This window comes from Streptomyces sp. NPDC002580 (assembly GCF_042889485.1).
In the GTDB taxonomy this organism is placed as follows: domain Bacteria; phylum Actinomycetota; class Actinomycetes; order Streptomycetales; family Streptomycetaceae; genus Streptomyces.
In genome coordinates, this window is sequence record NZ_JBIAQZ010000001.1 from 762506 (window position 1) to 779429 (window position 16924).

A 16924-nucleotide genomic window follows, 5' to 3' on the forward strand; every position below is an offset into this window, starting at 1 on the left:
GTAGGTCCGGAAGCGTCGAACCGTCCCGCCGGGCGGTTTGTCAAACTTGGTTCCGGTCCGGCCGTGTTGGGGACGGATGAGGACACTCCGCCCGCGACGCGCCCGGATCGGAACTCTTCGGCGGATATGTGACGTGTGGACGTGTGAAATCAGGCACCCGGTCCCCTGGAGGTGACCGGGTGCCTTCCGTCGCGACACGCCGGGGACGGCTTCGGGCGGAACTGAAGAGTCTCTGAGAATCGCCCCGGGGTCAGCCGCAGCCACCGCCGCCGCAACACCCGCCCTGGCCGCCGCTCGCACGGGGCGCGGGCGCCGGCGCGGACGCCGAGCCGCCCCTGGCGACGGCGACCGTCGACAGGAGTTTGACCGTGTCGTCGTGTCCGTCGGGGCAGGTCGCCGGAGCGGCGGATTCAGCCATCGGGCGACTCAGTTCGAAGGTGTCGCCGCAGGTCCGGCAGCGGTACTCGTAGCGAGGCATGCGCACAGATTAACCGGAACCGGCCAACGGTCGTAGGGCTCCGAGGACTTCCCGGCGAGGCGCTTCCGCGGGCCCGGAGCGCGGGCAGAAATCGGTCGCGCTCGGCGAATTGGGCGAGTCTCGTTGGCCTCTGAGCTTTTTTGTCTGGTTGCTGATCGAAGGGATCGCATTGGTCGCTGATAATTTAATAGGGCCGCGACGAGCCGCAAGGTCGGGGAGGGGGGCTCGCAGCCGCGCAAGCGGCAGCAGCGACTACCCGCGCGCGCAATTCCGAAGTGCGGAGGGAGACGCAGTCGTGACCAAGACGTGGCATCGCAACGATGCCTCGAATCCCCTGTCTTTGGGCCGCCCACACGCGGGAGCGTGCCGTGGCTAGCCCATCAGGACCGCCCCGCGGTCGCGGCAGCCGTCGCAAGCCCGCGCAGCCCGGCCGGGCCTCCAGCCTCGCCGCACGCCTCGCGCCGCTCGCCCGTCGCCTCAGACCCGCCTATCCGCGCCCCGGCCGGGCCGGCTGGCGCCGCTGGGTACCTTCCTGGCGGCAGTGGCTGGGCGCCTTCGCGCTGTCCTTCGGCCTGAGCGGCTCGCTGCTGGTCGTCGCCTACGCCGCAACGGACATACCCCAGAACCTGAACACATATGCCACCCAGCAGGACAATGTCTATTTCTGGGCGGACGGTACGCCGATGGCCCGTACGGGCTGGGTGCGGCGCCAGGCCATGCCGCTGAAGGACATACCCAAGCCCGTGCGCTCGGCGGTCCTCGCGGCGGAGAACGAGAGCTTCTACTCCGACCCCGGCATCTCCGCCAAGGGCCTGGCCCGCGCCCTGGTGCGCACGGTCGGCCAGGGGAACACCCAGGGTGGCTCCACCATCACCCAGCAGTACGTCAAGAACGTCTACCTGACCCAGAACCAGTCGGTGAGCCGCAAGTTCACCGAGGCCATGATCGCCCTCAAGCTCGACAACAGGATGAGCAAGGACAAGATCCTCGAGGGCTACCTCAACACCAGCTGGTTCGGGCGCGGCACCTACGGCCTCCAGCGGGCCTCCCAGGCGTACTTCGACAAGGACGTGAGCAAACTCGACGCGAGCGAGGGCGCGTTCCTCGCCTCTCTCCTCAAGGGCGCGGGCCTCTACGACCCGACCCTGAGCAAGGCCAACCACCAGCGGGCCGTGGAGCGCTGGTCCTGGATCCTCGACCGCATGGTCAAGGCCGGCACGCTGTCGAAGACCGAGCGGGCCAAGTACACGAAGTTCCCCGAGCCGATCAAGCAGACCGGGGCGTACGACACCGGGAAGCAGAGCGACTACCTGGTCGAGCTGGCCACCCAGTACGCGAAGAAGGCCGGGCACATCTCGGCCCGGCAGTTCGACCTGGGCGGCTACCAGATCTACACGACCTTCGACCGCAAGCGGGAGACCGCCCTCACCACCTCCGTGGCCGAGGCCCGCAAGAAGGCCAAGAAGAGCGACCCGGACGGCGCGAAGTCCGCCCACTTCGGCGCCGCCTCGATCGGCACCGACGGACGGATCCTGGCCGTCTACGGCGGCCCCGACCACCGTGAACAGGGTTACAACGAGTCGAACGCGACCACGGTGCAGGCCGGTTCGGCCTTCCTCCCGTTCGTGTACGCCGCCGCCCTGGAGCACGGCGTCCGCAAGACCCGCGACACCGCGCCCACGCCGGTCACCCCCGACTCCCTCTACAACGGCGACGACGGCGTGCCGGTCAGCACGCCCGAAGGCCCCTACTGGGACCGCAGCGGCAAGAAGGTCGCCGCCCACAACGAGGGCAACAGGAACTACGGTCAGATCACGCTGCGTTCGGCTCTCGCAGGGAACGTGAACACCCCGTTCATGCAGCTCGGCATGGACACCGGCCTGGACCGGGTGCGCAAGACCGCCGAGGCGTCGGGGCTGCTCTCCTCCAGCATCGGACCGCAGGTTCCCGCGCTGTCCCTCGGCAGTTCCACACCCAGCGCGATCCGGATGGCCAGTGCCTACGCCACCTTCGCCGCCGACGGAACGCACTACGAGCCGTTCTCGGTGAGCCGCATCACCCGCAACGGCTCCCGCGTCCGGCTGGACAAGCCCGCACCCCATCACGCGATGCGGGCGGAGGTGGCCCGCCAGGTCACCGAGGCCCTCAGGGAATCCTTCCGGGCCGGTCACCCCGGCGCGGCCCCTCCCTCGGCCGCGGTGGCCGCGAAGAAGGGCACCACGCTGGACGACAAGGCGGCCTGGTACGTGGGATCGAACCGTTCCGTGTCCACGGCGGTCGTGCTGTACCGCATCGATCTGACCAAGAGCCTCGAACCGCTCCCGCTGGAGGGGATCGCCGGCACCCCCGTCGCCGATGTGCCGTACGGCATCTGGTCCGGTGCCATGAGCCCGCTCCGCTGACCCCGTCGGCCGACCGCCCGGCTCGGCCCCCCGCGACGGCCTCCCGGTGGCCGCGCCACGCTCCTTCCACCCCCCTCGCAGAATGTGCCCCGTATGAACTCGAAGCACAGCCGGCGCCGTCGCCGTGATCCCGATCCCGGTTCTGCCGCGGCCTCCGCGCGCCAGGGCTTCGCGGCCATGACCGCCTTCCTCGTCGTCACGTCCGTGACCGCCACCTACCTGGCCCTGAACACGGACCGGGCCGCACCGGCCGCCTCCGCCAGCGCGCACGGCTCCGCCAAGACGAAGAAGGAACCGGTGTGGGACGGGAAGGTCAAGGTGCTGGGCGACGGCTCCACCTCCTACACCGGCCCGCAGAAGGGCGAGTTGAAGCCCGTTCCGCTCAAGCCAGGTGAGAAGCCGCCCCAGTTCGTCGTCTTCTCCTGGGACGGCGCGCTCCAGGGCGACGACGGGCTCTTCTCGCACTACCGGGAGCTGGCCAAGGAGTACAACGCCCACATGACGTTCTTCCTGACCGGTATCTATCTGCTGCCCAAGGACAAGAAGACGCTCTACGAACCGCCCATGCACGATCCGGGATCGGCGGCCATCAGCTACGCCACCGACGAGCACATCCGCACCACGGTGGAGGAGCTCGGCAAGGCGTGGAAGGACGGCAACGAGATCGGCACCCACTTCAACGGCCACTTCTGCGGCGAGAAGGGCGGCGGGGACTGGAGCGTGGCGGAGTGGGAGAGCGAGATCGACCAGTTCTTCTCCTTCGTCGAGAAGTGGAAGACCAACACCGGCGACAGCGACGTTCCCGCGCTGCCCTTCGACCCCGCGCGGGCCATCAGCGGCGGACGGGCGCCCTGCCTCGAAGGCCAGAAGAACCTGCTCAAAGCCATGAAGGCCACGGCCAAGAAGTACGACTGGCGCTACGATGCCAGCTCCTCGGGCGACTTCCAGATATGGCCCGCCAAGAAGGAGGGCATCTGGGACTTCCCGCTCCAGATGCTCCCTTACGAGGACGGCAAGTACCAAGGCCTGTCCATGGACTTCAACTTCCTCTACAACCAGTCCGACGGTGAGACGGAAGGCGATCCGGCCAACTACCCGCAGTGGGAACAGGAGACCCTCAAGTCGTACATGGCCGGTTTCGACCGCGTCTACTACGGCAGCAGGGCGCCGCTGTTCATCGGCAACCACTTCGAGGACTGGAACGGCGGCATCTACATGAAGGCCGTCGACCAGGCCATCAAGAACATGTGCACGAAGAAGGACGTTCGCTGCGTCTCCTTCCGTGAACTGACCGCCTGGCTCGACGTGCAGAAGCCCGGGACCTTGGAGCGGTTGCGGAGCCTGGACCCCGCGCAGTCGCCCGACTGGTCGACGGTGGTGAAGTAGTCGCCCGTGATGAATTGGCGTTGCCTTGATCGTCAACTTACCTCTGGCATAAGGGACTTGGTTGCAGTAGAAGCCAACTCCCCCCGGATTCGGCACAGTTGAGTGGGACATGTAAAGATTCCCCTCCCTGGAGTCCGACCGGGGATCAAGGAGAATCGTCAGTGATATCGAAGAAATTAGGCCGAAGCGGTACGACCGTGGCGGCGATCACCCTTTCCGCCGTCCTGCTGCCGCTGTCCGCCGCGCACGCCGCGGCCCCCACCCCCCGGGTGACCGCGTCGACGGCCGACGCCTTCGGCCGCGTGGCCGACGCCGTGTTCACCGACCGCACCTCCGCTCTGCTGGAGGGGGCCCCGACGGCCCGTACCGCCCTGAAGGCCACCACCGCGGGCATCCAGGTCTCCGACACCCTCGCGCGCACCGAGAACACCGCGGTCTCCTCGCTGCACGGCACACGGGCCCGCCTCGCGGCCCTGGGCGAGGCCTACAGCGCCGCCGACACGCGGGTCACCGTCGACCGGACCCGGGTGACGGGACAGCGGGCCACCGCCTGGGTCACCGAGACCACCACCCTCACCTACCGGAAGATCCGCGGGGACGAGCCGCCCACCACGGGCTTCCGCGCCCACCACGCGCTGACCTTCGCCGCCCGCGCGGACGGCACCTGGAGGCTCACGGGCGAACGCTCGACGGACCAGGGTCCCCGCCAGGTCAACGAGCCCGTGAGCACGACGCCGCGCAGGACCACGATGGCCGTTGTCGACGCCCCCCGGGCAGCGACCACGTACCCCGCGCCCGCCAACGCCAAGAACCTCACCGGCGGCCCGTACGACTACGCGGCTATGGCGACGTACGCCGAGACGTACTGGAAGAACTACAACCCCGCCTACCGGAGCTTCAACGCCGTCGGCGGCGACTGCACCAACTACCTGAGCCAGTCGCTGAAGGCGGGCGGCTGGACACTCGTCACCGGTTCGGACGAGGAGTACGGCACCTGGAACTACGGCCCGTCCACGCAGACCGACACCTGGGTCGGCGTCAATGAGTGGTCCTGGTTCACCCAGACCGCGCGGCGCACCACCCCGCTGGCGAACGTCTACCAGATGGACGTCGGTGACGTGATGCAGATGGACTTCGACAAGGACGGGTCCAAGGACCACTCCATGATCACGTCGTACCGCAGCTCCGGCGGCGTGCCGTACCTGACCTACCACGACACCGACACCTACCGGCGCTCGGTGTCGAGCCTCATCGCGTCGTACCCGAACTCGGCGTACTACGCGTACCGCACCTGATCACCGTCCGGCCATCGCCCCGGCACGACCTGACCGACCGGTCGGGCCGGGAGGGTCGTGCGGGAACGGTCCCGCGGGAGGGCTCAGGGGAGGCGCCGGCCGCCGGTGCCGCCTCCGAGCCCTCCTTTCACGCTCCGCCGCGCTCCTCGCGGATCTGCGCGACCACCCGCGCCACCGTCTGCCGCACCGCTTCCGTCTCGGTCAGGAAGTGCCAGTAGTCCGGGTGCCTGCCCTCCAGCGTGGCGATCGCCCGGTCGAGCCGGGCCACGGACTCGTCGAGCGGGCGGGCCTGTCGGGGGTCGGGGGTGCTGCGGCCCGCCATCGCCAGCCGCTGCGCGTCCCGGATCGCGAACCGGGTGCGGTCGATCTCCTGCTGGGGGTCCTTCTGCACCGCGTTGAGCCGCCGGAGCCGGTCACCGGCCGCCGAGACGGCCTCGTCGGTGTTGTTCAGCAACGCCCGCGCCGTCGCCAGCAGCGAGGTCGCGTCCGGCCAGCGCTGCGCGTCGCGTGCGGCGCGCGCCTCCTTCAGCTTCACCTCGGCCTGCCGCACGCTCTCCTCGGCCTGCTCCGGCACGTGCTGCAGGTCCTGCCAGCACGCCGCCGAGAACCGCCGCCGCAACTCGCTCAGCACCGGCTCCACCTGACCCGACCGGGTCGTCAGCGCCTGCGCGCGGGTACGCAGCGAAACGAGCCGGTGGTCGATCTCGGCGGCCCGTTCCGGCAGCCGTTCGGCCTCCGCGCGGACCGCCGCGGCCTCCCGGGAAACCCGTTCGGCGCGTTCCAGCGTCTCCGGCACACCGTGCTGCCCCGCCCCCTGGTTCAGCTTGGTCAGCTCGGGTCCGAGGGCGGCGAGCCGGCCGGCGAGATCGTCGGCCCCGATCCCCGACCGCCGTACGGCATCAAGGGCGTTCGAGGCGGCGAGCAGGGCCTGCCGGGCGCGCTCGACGGCCGGTGCCAGCCGGGCGAGCTGTGTCTCGGCCTTGCCGAGCAACGGCCCCAGACTCTGCTCGAAGCGGTCCAGATCGGCCTTCACGCGGCCCAGTTCGTCCTTCGCGGCGGTGAGTTCGGCGCGGGCCCGCGCCGCGACCGAGGCCTCCAGCTCGTCCCGGTCCAGATCGTGGGCGTCGACGGCGGTGATGTACTTCTGGCTGGCCTCGTCGATCCGCCGCCCCAGCGCCGCGAAGTCGGAGACCACGCGGCGGGCGGCCGGGGAGTCGTCCACGGCCGTGATGGTCTCGATCGAGATCCGCAGGTCGCGCTGGGCGGTGTCGAGTTCGTAGAACGCCGCCGCCGCCGCGTCCTTGGCCGCCTGCGCCTCGGCCCGCTGGCCCTCGGACCGCCCGCCGAACCAGCGCCGGGTGCCGCCCGCCGCGAACGACGCGGGCAGCGCGAGCGCCGCGAGCAGCGGCAGGGCGACGAGGGTGAGGACGTCACGGACCGCGTACGAGGACGGCCGGGGCGCCGGCCGTCCCGGCGAGCGGCCCCGCCGGGCGGAAAGAGGGTGTCCCGATCGCGCGCGTCGCGCAAACGGCGAGTACGGCTGCGAAGGTGTCGCCGTCACATCCCTCTCCCGTGCTGTCATCCGTCTTGCCCGGCTGTCATTCTCCCACCGAGTGAAGACGAACACACGGGCCGGTCAGTTCGCCGTTCGTACCGTGATCTTTCCGTCGCCGGTGTGCGCGGAGACCCGGTGGGAGCTCGTGTCGTCGCGCGGCACGTCCACGTGGACCGAACCGTCACCGCTCCCGGTCGCCACCTTGTAGGTGGCCCGGGGCAGCACCATCGAGACGGAACCGTCACCGCTGACGGAGTCCACCAGGTCGGGCACGGAAGCGAGTTCGAGTCGCACCGAGCCGTCCCCGCTGTGGGTGCGCACGCTCGTCGAGTTCACGCCGACCGCCTGGATCGAGCCGTCGCCGCTGCGCAGGTCGAGCGGTCCCGAGGAGTCGCCGACCCGGATCGAGCCGTCGCCGCTGCGGAGCGCGAGCGGTCCGGAGGAGTCGCCGACCCGGATCGAGCCGTCCCCCGTGCGAACGCTCAGCGCCTCCTCGAAGCCCCGCGCGCTCACCCCTCCGTCCCCGCTCCCGACCTTGACGGCCACTCCGCGCGGCACCACGATCCGGTGCCGTGCCGAGCAGTCGGCGACGACGCCCGAGCACTTCACCCGGAGCACCAGCCGGTTCCCGTCCCGCATCGCCCAGGTGACCTTGGGGTCCCCGCCGAGGGTGACGTGCCCCGAGAACCACCGGGTGACCTGGATCTCGCCGGCCTTCGAGGAGTCCGACACCACGAGATCGAGTGCGGAGTCGTCCGAGTCGACGGTCAGGGTCCGGCCGTGCAGCCCGAAGGACCGCTGCTCGGGTTCCTGGTCGTCCCTCGCGGACGCGCCGCACGCGGTGGCGCCCACGACGAGCGCGACGACGACACCACTGACGGCGACGGCCCGCGTACGCGCGGCACCGCGGACACGGTTCTGGCCCTGCCCGCCGTCGCGGGTACGGATACGGGTACGGACACGGTCCATGATGATCTCCCCCTGGGGCGGTCCAAGAGGCATTTCGCCACTTGGTCACTTGGCCGCTTCGCCATCTCGCGGCGACGCGGCTTCGACGCGTGGACGAGCGGACACGTGGTTCACGCGTCCACTCGGGTACGCGGGTACTCGAGTGCGTGGATACACGGACATATGGATACGTCGACACCTCGGCCGGAGCCGTTCCGTGGAGCCTCTTCGAAGGTAGGCACCCGGGAAGCCCGGGGGGCATCCGGCCCGCTCCCGAATCAGGGGTGGGGGTAGCCCCCGGGCCGCGCCGCCCCCGCCGGTCGCCGGATACGGGTTTGCGGGACATCCCCTCGGGCAATGTAGGCTGTCGACTCGTCCTGGGCGCGTAGCTCAGTGGTAGAGCGCCGCCCTTACAAGGCGGATGTCGGCGGTTCGAAACCGTCCGCGCCCACCAGTCTCAGGACACGGACAAGGCCCAGGTCAGCCGGTGTGAATCCGGTGATCTGGGCCTTGATCTTTTTCGGCTGCTCGGGGCTGTCGTGCCACTCACGTGCCAGATGGGCCGCGGGAGGCCGCTTCACCCTCTTGATCTGACCGTCCACGTAGTCGGCGATCTCGTGGTCGCGCCCGTTGACGAGGTGCTGGTAGACCAGCGCGGCCCGCACTGACGAGTGGCCCATCCGCTGCATCAGCTCGCGGGTGGTGGCGCCACCGGTCGCGGCGAGGGTGTTCCCGGTGTGCCGGAGATCGTGGAAGTGCACGTCACCGAGCCCGGTCGAGGCGAGCGTGCGGAGCCAGATCCGCCGGAAGTTGTTCCGCTGCAGGACACCACCGCGGGCCCCGACGAAGACGAGCCCGGTCCGGCCGGCCTCCGCGTGCTCCGCCAGGTGGTGCGCCAGCTCGGGCACGAGCGAGGCCGGGAACGCCACGGTGCGGACGCCCGCCGCGCTCTTGACCCGGCACGGATTGCGTTCGATCAGCCCGTCATCCACGGCCGTGTTCAGGATGGCCCGGAGGACCTGGTACGCCTTGGAGACGGTGGCCGGCCCGACCCCGGCATCGAGCAGGTCGGTACGCCAGCGCCGTACCTGCGGTGTGGTGATCTCCTGCAGGGGGACCGCGCGAAACGTCGGCAGGATGTGCCGGTTGAGCACGCCCGCGTTGCGCTCCCGAGTGGTGGCCGCGTAGTCACGATCCTTGAACCAGGACGCCGCGAAGTCGCCGAACGCGATCTTCACGTCAGGGTCCTTCCAGTCCCCGTCGAGGATCTTGGCCTCTTGCTTGACCAGCCAGCGATCCGCATCGGTCTGCGTAGCGAAGGTCGCGTCAGCCGTCCGCATCAGACCGTCCGGGCCCCGGTAGCGGGCCTGGAAGCGCCCGGAGGGCAGCTTGCACACGGACCCGAAGCGGCGACGGCACCCTTTGGAGTTCGCCATCAGGCCACCGCCTTCAGCCGCGAGGCACGGACCGCGATCGGCTCCACGGTGTGCTCCGTGATGTAGGCGTCCACGGCACTCTCCGGGATGCGGACGTGGCGACCGACCTTGACGAAGGTGATGCGCCGCTCGGCTATCAGGCGCCGGGGGAAGCGCGCCGAGGTGCCGGTCTTTCATGCTGCGGCTCCTTCCTGCGCGAGTTGGTCGCGTAGGGCTTCGCGGGCGGTTTCGCGGTTGTGCTGGAGGTCGCGGGCGATGGTGGCGGCGAGGGCGGATTCGCCGGGGGTGTGGCTGTGGCCGGCGTACTGCCAGTCGGCGAGGACGAGGACGGTGTCCGCTCGCGGTCGTCCAGCCCGAGGGCTTCGCGTTCCGGCGCCGCGCGGAAGTCGGCGCGGGCCTGGCGGAGTTCGCCGAGGGTGGTGGAGTAGCGGCGGGACTTCGAACTGAAGTGGCCGCGGAAGCCGAGCATGTGAGCCCAGGCCCACAGCCGCCGGTCCGGGTAGAGCGGGTCGAGCTGCTTGCAGCCTTCGATGAGGCGGCGGGTGTGGTCGGGGATCTGGTGGCGGTCGAGTTCGGCGAGTTCGCCGATCCGTCTCCTCGACGCCTTGGACGGCAACGGTCCTCACGTGCGGAGCCACGATGGCAAGCAGCTGCTGCGCCGCTAGGGTGCCCAGATGACTGCGCCGGATGGAACGCGGCAGAAGCCGAGGCAGCTGACCGAGCCGGGCGCCGTACACGACTTCCTCGATGAAGTCCGCCTACGCCCTGGGATGTGGCTGCGTGGCAGTTCCCTGCAGCATCTCGACTCCATGCTTGTCGGATACCGAGTCGCGTTGGCAGTGCACGGCACCGCAGAGGACTTCGACTTCTGGAACCCTGGCTGCCAGGGACCATTCGCCGAGTGGCTGTGGAAGCGGCTGGGTCGGCACAGCTCCCTGGGGTGGGCAGTTGAGATCGAGCGTGAGGCTGAGGCCTCCAACACGCCAGCTGTGGAGCTGTTCTTCAGCCTGCTGGACGAGTACCGCGCTGAGCGCAGTCAGCCCAAGGGATAGAACTTTCTCTACTTCATCAAGCCCCGGCCGCGCTCCGCTCCGCCGGGCGGGCTCCCGGCTCCGCTCGGGGCGCCGCTCCTGCCTTCGGCCCGCTCCGCCCCGGCTGCGCCGACGCCCGCCCACTGGTGGATAGGGCCGGAGGCCATACGGCGAGCACCTGACATCCGCAGCCACGGTCAAGAACGATGCCTCCGGCGGGAGATCGGCCGGCACCGGGGTGGAGGGCGCCGTTCTCGACTGCGGGCCCATAGGGGCGTGCGTGGGGTGTTCCCCTCCCGTCCGCCATCGCCCCAGGCAGAGCCGAGCAGACGCGGCCCATGGCGTCCAGGTCGTTCGTACAGTGGCGCGCTCCACCTGGACGCCATGAACCACGCCCGCTCCACATGCGTGTGGGCCGACGGCGGACGGGATGGGAGGTGGGTTGGGGCGAGAGGCGCATCCGACCACGTCCGCGGGACCGCGCGCACCTCCTCAATGAGCGCGAGCACTTCGTGTTGGGCGTCGTCGGTCGGCAGTTCCGCCATGACCTCGATGGCGAGTTCCTGGAAAGTCGTGTCGTGCCTGTGCATGGAGCCCCCTTGTGATCCACAGGGGCGGCGCGGTAAGGGCAGAAGCCGGGATCGCGCGCAGGCTTGTGGATAACACCGCCAGCCCGTCCCCCGGGGGAGGGGGGCGTCAGTAGCCGGTGCCGCGCTTGACTTGAGCCCGCTCGGTCCCATGGGTCGCGCCCTTGTCGTCCAAGGTGCGACACGCGTCGGCGATGTCCTGGCTCAGGCGATCGATCTGCTCGCGGCTCAGGGTCTCCTTGACCAGGGCACGCATGATCTTCACCCGCTCCGCGTTGGGCGGGAGCGTGTACGCCGGCACCATCCAGCCGCGCTCGGCGGAGAGCTGCCAGGCGACGTCGGACTCGTCGTAGGCGTGTTTGCCGGCGAGACGGAAAGCGACCAGCGGCAGCTGCTCGAGGCCGCTCCCGATCACTTCGAAGCGGCCGCTGCTCCGCAGGTTGTCCGCCAGCGCGTGGGCGTTCTCCTGCATCATCTTCATGATGTAGGTGTAGCCCTGGCGACCGAGCCGGACGAAGTTGTAGTACTGCGCGAGCACCATCGACGCGCCGGTGGAGAAGTTCAGCGTGAACGTCGAGTCGGTCTTGCCCAAGTAGTTCTCCTCGAACACGAGGTCCTTGGGCAGGTCGGACTCCTCGCGGAAGACCAGCCAGCCGATGCCGGGGTAGACCAGGCCGTACTTGTGTCCCGAGACGTTGATGGAGCGGACCTGCTCGAGCCGGAAGTCCCATTTCGAGTCCGGGTAGAGGAAGGGCCACACGAATGCGCCGCTGGCTCCGTCGACGTGGATCGGGATGTCGAGGTCCCGCTCCTTGCGGACGTCCCGCAGGAGCTTGTCGATCCCGACGACGTCGTCCTTGTGGCCGGTGAACGTGGTGCCGAGGACGGCGACGACGCCGATCGTGTTCTCGTCGAGGTGAGGCTCCACGTCCTCCGGGCCGATCGTGTACTTGCCCTCGGCAAGCGGCACGATCCGCGGTTCGACGTCGAAGTAGCGGCAGAACTTCTCCCACACGACGTGGACGTCCCCGCCGAAGACCAAGTTGGGCCGGTCGACCGACAGATTGGCCGCCTGGCGGCGCTCCCGCCACTTCCACTTCAGGGACAGCGCACCGAGCATGATCGCCTCGGACGAACCCTGGGTCCGGCATCCGGTTGTCCTGCCCGGCGCGTTGAAGAGGTCGGCGAGCATGCGCACGCAACGCTGCTCGATCTCGGCGGAAATCGGGTACTCCGCGTGGTCGATGAAATTGCGGTGGAGATTCTCGGCGATCAGCCGTTGAGCCTCCGGCTCCATCCAAGTGGTGACAAACGTGGCGAGGTTGCGCTGCGGGTCACCCTCCATGGCGAGATCCACATCCACGAGCCTCATGGCATCCGTTGCGGCCATGCCTTCCTCGGGGAAGGTCTCCGAAGGAGCGGGCACGGTCAGGAACCGGTTGCCGAAAAGAGCCGCTGCGTCACTCTTGGTCATACGGCGACTCAACCACGGCCGGAGAGGGAGCCAGGCTCAGGGCCTACGGACGGGCTCGGGATGCACGCGAACGGCGTACTTCCGGGGCGACCGACGACGCTCGCCAGCCGCACGGAAGCCCGAGTTCCGGTGAAGGAAACCGCAGGAGCCACCTCTTGAGACTCCGATTAACAGGTCGCAGCCGTGATCGCAGATTCGGTCTACGTAGCCAAGTTCCGGATCAGCCCGACCAGCGTGATCACCCAGGCGGCGAAGGCGATCCAGAGCAGTACCTGGCCCGGCGTCCGCAGCCGTCCGCCCCTCGCCGACCCGGTCGGTGTCCGTGCCGCGCGCACGGCGAACAGCCGTCTGGCCGTCAGGTCGGTTGTGGTCGCGCCTTGCCGGTTCGTTTGGCGAGCAGGCCTGCCAGCAGCAGGACGATCAGGCTGCATCCGACGCCGCACAGCGTCCACAGCAACCGGTAGCCCTCGGCGGCATAGTCGGAGGGCTGCGGAAGGTCCACCAGGATGAGCGCGCCCGCGGCGATGGCCGCACTGTAGAAGCTGTAGTTCCAGAAGCGGATCCCCGCCCCGTGCATCAGCAGGACGAGCGCCACCACTTCAAGGCCGCGCTCGACCGCGAAGAGTCTGAGTCCGTGTTCGCTGGTGGGCACCAGCAGCAGCAACCCGGCCACGACTGCGCCGATCAACGTTCCTACAAGGCGTTGCGTGCTGATGAGCGCGGCCTGTTCCAGGCTCGGCTTCATCGCGACCATGGCCGCGATCGGGATCCAGGAGCCGTGCGGCAGATCCAGTCCGAACGCCAGCGCCACGGTGCCGGCGATGACCACGGCCCGGATCACCGCGAAAAGGATCAGCGGCGGGGTCAGCTTCCTCCGCGAGTTGTCGCCCGGGAGCTCCGAGAAGGGCTGGTTCTGATCCGTACGTCCCCGGATCAGCCACCACAGGAACGTCACCGCGATCCACAAGGCCGCGCCTCCGCTCCAGGCGAGCACCTGGGCCCAGATGTAGCTGGTGACGTGGACCGCTTTGTGGATGCCGAATTCGTATCCGATCGCGACGACGAACCAGACGTTGAGCAGCATGGCGTTGATGAATCGGTGGACCCCGAACGCGACGGCCAGCCCGGCCGCCAGTGTGACCACGAAAGCCGCGAGCACCATCCAGCCCCAGGCATCCGCCCCGATCTCGAACGCCAGCGCGGTCACCCCGGCACCCACCAGCGCAAAAACGGCGACGGAGAGTGCCCGGTGCCCGTAGCCGCCTCCCGGGTCACTCAGCGCCGCGAACAGCAGACCGAACAAGGCGCTGAGCAGGTACACCTCATGCCCGATCGCCCAGAAGACGAACAGCGGCACCAACCCGGCGTCCAGGAACGCCACCGCTCGCGGCCAGTTCAGCCCCGCGGGATGGAACTCGAACACCTTCGACAGCCAGCCCATGACCTTCCCCCTGCCAACGGGCTGTGCAGCTCGTCCGCTCTCGCTCGCCACGGCCGCTCTCCCTCTTGAACCATCGGATATGCCGCTTAGGTGGCGAATTATCTGATTGGCTGAGGTTCGCCGCGAAACGACTCGCCGCGAAGTCGTCGGCGCTTGCTCTTTGCCAGGTGCGCCATCAACCCAGGAGACCTGAGCGACCACTCTGCCCATAGTTCGCATCGAGGGGCTGCGGGGCGTGCCGCTTCCGTGCCAGAACGGACGGGGACATGGGGAATCAGGGTTCGCCGGGGTGCGTACCGCCCCACGCTGCCCAAGGCAAGGATTCCCAGGCCACGTCGACGATCGCCCAACCTCGCTCCTAAAGAGGTGGTCGGCAGTGATCACGCTGGTCATGATGGCGTCGAGGCTGGGCAACACTGCTGGTGACTGGCGTGGTACGACGGCAGTGCACACCTCGGAGGCAGCCAGAGAAGAGGGTAGGGACGATGCCGGGTGAGATACGTGACTTGCTGTGCTGGCGAGGTCCGGTCTCGGTGAACGTGTTCGTCATCGGCTCTGGCAACACCCCATTGCCGAAGAAGGCTTTTCACCTCGCCGAGATGGTCCCTGACGCCTTCCTGCCGTTCCCTCTGCTGGGGCAACCCGAAACCATCGAGCGGCTCGGTCTGGTGTCATACGACATCGACTTCGATGACGTCTCGCTCGATCTACGCGAGTACACGCGAGCAGTACTTCGGCGTGTCTGTGCAGACACGCGGGCAGTGGCCTGGGCTGCTTTCGAGGGGACGTTCCACTACGACGAACTCCTCACCGACCAGATGGCCCACCAGGTCTACGGCTACTGCGCAACCGGCGCCGAACCGGTGGTCGAGTGGGACACTGCGGTCCTACGAGGCGAAGAGTGGCGCCACCGAATTGCCGAGGCCCGAGCGGCTTTGGACGCCTTGCTGTCCGCTTCGGAGATCCGAGGCAGGAAGAGCCGCACCGACTGAGTGTCTAACTGCATGACAACGCCCACGAACACCGGCGAACGAGCGCGGACGTCTGCGGATCATCAGCGCAGAAGAGAGCCATACCACCCCAAGGCGCTGCCCCACCCCAGTTGCTTCGGGACAAAAAAGTCATCACCCATGTCTCGCTGTACGGTTCTCGCCGTCGCGGCCGACCTGGAGTACGCGATGCTTGGTGTATGGCTCCTGACCCCAGCGCTGCTCCGTCGATGACCACTCAAGTGAGTGCGGTGACCGACGGAACCACCAGAGTTTTCACGTGGGAGGAAGGCGCACGCATCGAGGTCCGCAACCTGGGCGGAGAGGTCGTCATCGAGGCCAACGCTGCCGGGCTGAAGACCCTGGCTGGCCACCTCCTCACACTCTCCCGGGACGGCACACCGGACGGCGCTCATCTCCACATGGAGGAGAACAACGGACTCGAAGAAGGCTCAGTAGGCCTGGTTTTGGAGCGGTGCGACGACGAATGACTCGTGCCAGATCGTGCGGGGAACCACGGGGAACACCGGGGAACCAACTGGCCTTGCCCCAGGCGCCGATACCGCTCAGCAGCAGGTCAGCCTCGGAGCAAGCTCCAGATGCCCTCAGCTTCCCAAGCTGTGAGTCCGGCCACGTGTACGACCGCCGAACGTGGTGCGAGCACGTCTGACGTGTATGCCGCACACACCTCACAGGACCCCAGCAGACCCCAGGACAGACGCCGAGTTAGGCTCGCGGCCCTTGGCAGAGATCTGCCATCTACCTTGGGGGTTCGTGGGTATGCCCGTTCTTGTCTCCGTACCGCGCAGAGTGACGAGCGTGGCGTTCGCGGCCGTACTGCTCGCGGGGGGATCGGTTGCCTGCGGAGGGGGTGCCAAGAGCGATTCCGCGGTCGCAGCACCACCCAAGGTGACTCCCGCGGCGGCTGTGGCGAACGCGGCGAAGAACGCCGAGGACATCACGTCGCTCCGCTATCGGATCAGCGGGACCGTACCGGGGAAAGGCCGCCTGGAGGCCGAGGCCTCCATGAACACGCAACCGCTGGCCATGAGTATGAAGATGACCGCTGCGGCCGTCCGGGGCGGGAACGCCCAATTGGAGATCCGGTTCGTCGACAAGGTGATGTACGTCGGCGGGAGTGCGATGCGTCCCGAGAAGCTGAACGGCAAGAGCTGGCTCAGCGCTGAGCCGGCCGTGTGGGGACGCGGCGGAGTGGACAACCAGTCCTACGGCGTACTGCCCAGTCAGCTGCAGGTGAGCCCAACCGCGCAGTCCACGCTTCTGGCCGGGTCCAAGGACCTGCGGCTGATCGGGACCGAGACAGTCGACAGCGCAAAGACCACGCACTACAAAGGGACGGTTAACAGGAAGGGCTTGACCGGAGGGCGCCTCGATCAGTTCATACAGCTGGAAGTCTCCGACCCGCTCACCATGGACCTGTGGATAGACGGCGACCACCGCACCAAACAGTTCCGTATGCGGGCCGAGCACAATGACGACCTGGTCGGCACCGGAGACGGGCCGTTCGACCTGACCATCACCTTCCTCGACATCAATCAGCCCGTGTCCATCGAAGCGCCTCCGACGAAGGACACCAGCCCACTCGCGGCCACCGACGCGCAGGAAGGCTGAGCGGCGCCTGGGCCGAGGAAAGCCCCTGAGACGCTGGCCCGTCGCAGTTTCCGTCTCATCCAGCCCCGTTCACGACCGTTCAGGCGAGACCCGCAACCCTCCCGGCCTAGACGACCGATCGGCCATGAACCCAGGTGAACGCTCCCGCACCCAACCCGCAGCCCCACCACCACAGTCCACAGACGTGTGGGTCGACGGCGGACGGGATGGGAGCAGGGGAGAGCGGTGGGTTGAGGTATGTGCGGAGGGTGCGAGCAAAACCCCTGGTGA

General features: G+C 68.4%; 13 protein-coding genes, 1 tRNA gene and 3 pseudogenes. 9 read left to right on the plus strand and 8 right to left on the minus strand.

The genetic code is table 11. The features are described from left to right. Nucleotides 1-250: 250 nt before the first annotated feature. Nucleotides 251-478, minus strand: coding sequence for a zinc ribbon domain-containing protein (locus tag ACFYW7_RS03210; protein WP_389497269.1), 228 nt, complete (start codon nucleotides 476-478; stop codon nucleotides 251-253). Nucleotides 479-798: 320 nt separating this feature from the next. Here ACFYW7_RS03210 and ACFYW7_RS03215 point away from each other — a divergent pair, with 320 nt between their 5' ends. The 3 genes from ACFYW7_RS03215 to ACFYW7_RS03225 all read left to right on the plus strand — a co-directional run bounded on the left by ACFYW7_RS03215 (nucleotide 799) and on the right by ACFYW7_RS03225 (nucleotide 5561). Further along, entirely contained in the window at nucleotides 799-2880 is a 2082-nt protein-coding gene (locus ACFYW7_RS03215; protein WP_389497270.1) for a transglycosylase domain-containing protein, read from the plus strand. Nucleotides 2881-2973: 93 nt separating this feature from the next. Next, nucleotides 2974-4266: a hypothetical protein gene (locus tag ACFYW7_RS03220; RefSeq protein WP_389497271.1), complete on the plus strand. Its 1293-nt coding sequence runs from the start codon at nucleotides 2974-2976 to the stop codon at nucleotides 4264-4266. 161 nt (nucleotides 4267-4427) lie between these two features. Then, a complete protein-coding gene (locus ACFYW7_RS03225) occupies nucleotides 4428-5561 on the plus strand; it encodes an amidase domain-containing protein (protein WP_389497272.1) in 1134 nt (377 codons plus the stop codon). Nucleotides 5562-5688: 127 nt separating this feature from the next. On the opposite strand, the gene ACFYW7_RS03230 is transcribed toward ACFYW7_RS03225, so the two are convergent. Continuing rightward, complete coding sequence (locus ACFYW7_RS03230; RefSeq protein ID WP_389497273.1) at nucleotides 5689-7122, minus strand: hypothetical protein; 1434 nt, start codon at nucleotides 7120-7122, stop codon at nucleotides 5689-5691. Nucleotides 7123-7197: 75 nt separating this feature from the next. Then, entirely contained in the window at nucleotides 7198-8085 is an 888-nt protein-coding gene (locus ACFYW7_RS03235; RefSeq protein WP_389497274.1) for a DUF4097 family beta strand repeat-containing protein, read from the minus strand. Nucleotides 8086-8443: 358 nt separating this feature from the next. Between ACFYW7_RS03235 and ACFYW7_RS03240 the strand changes: the two genes are divergently transcribed. Further along, nucleotides 8444-8518, plus strand: a tRNA-Val gene (locus ACFYW7_RS03240). On the opposite strand, the gene ACFYW7_RS03245 is transcribed toward ACFYW7_RS03240, so the two are convergent. The 3 genes and pseudogenes from ACFYW7_RS03245 to repSA all read right to left on the minus strand — a co-directional run. Further along, on the minus strand, nucleotides 8475-9500 hold the full coding sequence (locus ACFYW7_RS03245; RefSeq protein ID WP_389498540.1) for a tyrosine-type recombinase/integrase: 1026 nt from the start codon (nucleotides 9498-9500) through the stop codon (nucleotides 8475-8477). The two genes, ACFYW7_RS03240 and ACFYW7_RS03245, sit on opposite strands and share 44 nt — an antisense overlap. Beyond that, nucleotides 9500-9673, minus strand: a pseudogene (locus ACFYW7_RS03250) (excisionase family DNA-binding protein); the annotation flags it as partial. The gene ACFYW7_RS03245 and the pseudogene ACFYW7_RS03250, both read right to left, overlap by 1 nt. Beyond that, nucleotides 9674-10095, minus strand: a pseudogene (gene repSA / locus ACFYW7_RS03255) (replication initiator protein RepSA); the annotation flags it as partial. It abuts the pseudogene before it with no gap. Between repSA and ACFYW7_RS03260 the strand changes: the two are divergent. Together ACFYW7_RS03260 and ACFYW7_RS03265 are read left to right on the plus strand one after the other, a co-directional pair. After that, nucleotides 10088-10165: pseudogene (locus tag ACFYW7_RS03260) on the plus strand (NUDIX hydrolase); the annotation flags it as partial. The pseudogenes repSA and ACFYW7_RS03260 sit on opposite strands and share 8 nt — an antisense overlap. A 9-nt stretch (nucleotides 10166-10174) precedes the next feature. Beyond that, the gene (locus tag ACFYW7_RS03265; RefSeq protein WP_389497275.1) at nucleotides 10175-10552 is read left to right on the plus strand and encodes a hypothetical protein; all 378 of its coding nucleotides are present in this window, start codon (nucleotides 10175-10177) and stop codon (nucleotides 10550-10552) included. Between the two features lie 675 nt (nucleotides 10553-11227). Here ACFYW7_RS03265 and ACFYW7_RS03270 read toward each other — a convergent pair. Beyond that, nucleotides 11228-12592, minus strand: a complete 1365-nt coding sequence (locus ACFYW7_RS03270) for a glutamate decarboxylase (RefSeq protein ID WP_389497276.1) — start codon at nucleotides 12590-12592, stop codon at nucleotides 11228-11230. Between the two features lie 355 nt (nucleotides 12593-12947). Then, nucleotides 12948-14033, minus strand: coding sequence for an FUSC family protein (locus ACFYW7_RS03275; RefSeq protein WP_389497277.1), 1086 nt, complete (start codon nucleotides 14031-14033; stop codon nucleotides 12948-12950). 533 nt (nucleotides 14034-14566) lie between these two features. Here ACFYW7_RS03275 and ACFYW7_RS03280 point away from each other — a divergent pair. The 3 genes from ACFYW7_RS03280 (at nucleotide 14567) to ACFYW7_RS03290 (ending at nucleotide 16654) form a co-directional block, all read left to right on the plus strand. Then, a complete protein-coding gene (locus ACFYW7_RS03280) occupies nucleotides 14567-15025 on the plus strand; it encodes a hypothetical protein (protein WP_389497278.1) in 459 nt (152 codons plus the stop codon). A gap of 248 nt (nucleotides 15026-15273) precedes the next feature. Continuing rightward, the gene (locus ACFYW7_RS03285) at nucleotides 15274-15513 is read left to right on the plus strand and encodes a hypothetical protein (RefSeq protein WP_389497279.1); all 240 of its coding nucleotides are present in this window, start codon (nucleotides 15274-15276) and stop codon (nucleotides 15511-15513) included. 289 nt (nucleotides 15514-15802) lie between these two features. After that, complete coding sequence (locus ACFYW7_RS03290; protein WP_389498542.1) at nucleotides 15803-16654, plus strand: hypothetical protein; 852 nt, start codon at nucleotides 15803-15805, stop codon at nucleotides 16652-16654. Nucleotides 16655-16924: the final 270 nt, after the last annotated feature.

What these genes read in the sequence shown, in the direction of transcription:
- ACFYW7_RS03215 (WP_389497270.1), top strand. Translation starts at nt 799, where the DNA reads ATGCCTCGAATCCCCTGTCTTTGGGCCGCCCACACGCGGGAGCGTGCC.
- ACFYW7_RS03235 (WP_389497274.1), bottom strand. Translation starts at nt 8,085, where the DNA reads ATGGACCGTGTCCGTACCCGTATCCGTACCCGCGACGGCGGGCAGGGC.
- ACFYW7_RS03220 (WP_389497271.1), top strand. Translation starts at nt 2,974, where the DNA reads ATGAACTCGAAGCACAGCCGGCGCCGTCGCCGTGATCCCGATCCCGGT.
- ACFYW7_RS03245 (WP_389498540.1), bottom strand. Translation starts at nt 9,500, where the DNA reads ATGGCGAACTCCAAAGGGTGCCGTCGCCGCTTCGGGTCCGTGTGCAAG.
- ACFYW7_RS03210 (WP_389497269.1), bottom strand. Translation starts at nt 478, where the DNA reads ATGCCTCGCTACGAGTACCGCTGCCGGACCTGCGGCGACACCTTCGAA.
- ACFYW7_RS03290 (WP_389498542.1), top strand. Translation starts at nt 15,803, where the DNA reads ATGCCCGTTCTTGTCTCCGTACCGCGCAGAGTGACGAGCGTGGCGTTC.
- ACFYW7_RS03270 (WP_389497276.1), bottom strand. Translation starts at nt 12,592, where the DNA reads ATGACCAAGAGTGACGCAGCGGCTCTTTTCGGCAACCGGTTCCTGACC.
- ACFYW7_RS03265 (WP_389497275.1), top strand. Translation starts at nt 10,175, where the DNA reads ATGACTGCGCCGGATGGAACGCGGCAGAAGCCGAGGCAGCTGACCGAG.
- ACFYW7_RS03275 (WP_389497277.1), bottom strand. Translation starts at nt 14,033, where the DNA reads ATGGGCTGGCTGTCGAAGGTGTTCGAGTTCCATCCCGCGGGGCTGAAC.